This is a genomic window from uncultured Brevundimonas sp. (assembly GCF_963974615.1).
Classification (GTDB): domain Bacteria; phylum Pseudomonadota; class Alphaproteobacteria; order Caulobacterales; family Caulobacteraceae; genus Brevundimonas.
Genome location: NZ_CAXBDH010000042.1, coordinates 1 through 1,502, shown reverse-complemented (window position 1 = coordinate 1,502; position 1,502 = coordinate 1). Strand labels below are relative to the sequence as shown.

Here is a 1,502-nt window from a genome sequence, read left to right as displayed (position 1 = left end):
GTGCGCATCGATATAGGCCGCGAGCCTGCCAGCACGGTCATCAAGCTCCGTATAGCTCAGCGTGGTCTTACCCAATCGCAGTGCGGGCGCATCGGGGGCAGCCGCAACGATCTCTCCAAAGAGATCGGCCAGCGATGCCTCACGCGGATAAGACACCGCCCCACCAGCCCAGCCTGCAAGCTCGGCCCGTTCTGCTTCCGTCAGCAGCGGCAATGTGCCGGCAGGGGCTTCGGGTGCGGCAAGCAGGCTTTCCAGCAGGGTGCTGTAATGGGCGGCCATGCGGTCGATGCGGGAGGGATCGAAGAGATCGCCTGCATATTCCCAGTTGCAGGTCAGGCCCTGTGGTCCGGCCTCGATACTGAGGGTGAGATCGAACTTGGCGGTCCCGAGATCGGGGGCGAGGGTCTGGATGACGGCATCGCCGAGACGCAGTTCCTCCTGCGGGGCGTTCTGCAGGGCGAACATGACCTGGAAGAGCGGGGAGTGGGAGAGAGAGCGTTCCGGCTGCAACTCGTTCACCAGTGTCTCGAAGGGCAGGTCCTGATGGGCATAGGCATCGAGGGCTGTCTCGCGCACCCGGGAAAGCAGGGCCTCGAAAGAGGTCTCGCGGGTGACGGTGCTGCGCAGGACGAGGGTGTTGACGAAGAAGCCGACCAGCTCTTCTGTCTGGGCATGTGTACGGTTGGCGATGGGCGAGCCGACGAGGATGTCTTGCTGTCCGCTGTAACGGTGCAGCAGGGTCTTGAAGCCGGCGAGCAGGGTCATGAAGAGGGTGACGCCCTTTGCCCGGCTGAAGGCCTCGAGGCGGTCAGTCAGCTCTGGCGCGAGGGTGAGGGCACGGTGCCCGCCGCGACAGGTCCTGGTGGCGGGGCGGGGCCTGTCCGCGGGCAGCTCCAGCAGGGCGGGGGCATCCGCGAGGCGGTCGCGCCAATAGGCGATCTGTTGTTCCAGAACAGCGCCACTCAACCAGTCCCGCTGCCAGGCGGCATAGTCGGCATACTGGACCGGTAGCGGCGGCAGGGCACAGGGCTCGTCAGCAAGGGCGGCGGCATAGAGGGCACTGAGATCGCGGACCAGCACCCCGAGGGACCAGCCGTCGGCGGCGATGTGATGCAGGTTGACCAGCAGCACCTGCCGGCTCTCGCCAATCCGGAGCAGGGTGAGGCGGAGCAGGGGCTCGGTTGCGAGATCGAAGGGGGCTGCGGCATGGGCGGCTGCCCGGGCGCGGAGAACCGCGTCACGGTCTTCACCCGTCTCAAGGGCCAGGTCCTCGACGATCAGGGGATCGTAGGCCTCGCGGAGCAGCAGGACGGGCTGTCCGGCTTCGGTGCGGACATTCATGCGCAGGCTCTCGTGCCGGGCGGTCAGGGCGCAGAGGGCGGCGCGCAAGGCGGTCTCGTCGAGGGCGCCGTCAAGGCCGAGGGCGGCGGTGACATTGTAGGTGGCGGACTGAACGCCATCGGGGGCTGCACTGCCTTCGAGCTGAGCGAGGAACCAGAGTC

At 67.0% G+C, this 1,502-nt stretch carries 1 protein-coding gene; it reads right to left on the bottom strand.

Annotated elements, in window-relative coordinates; translation table 11 throughout:
• Positions 1-1,502 (bottom strand): condensation domain-containing protein (locus AAC050_RS14570; protein ID WP_339915800.1); only part of this gene is annotated, 1,502 nt, incomplete at both ends.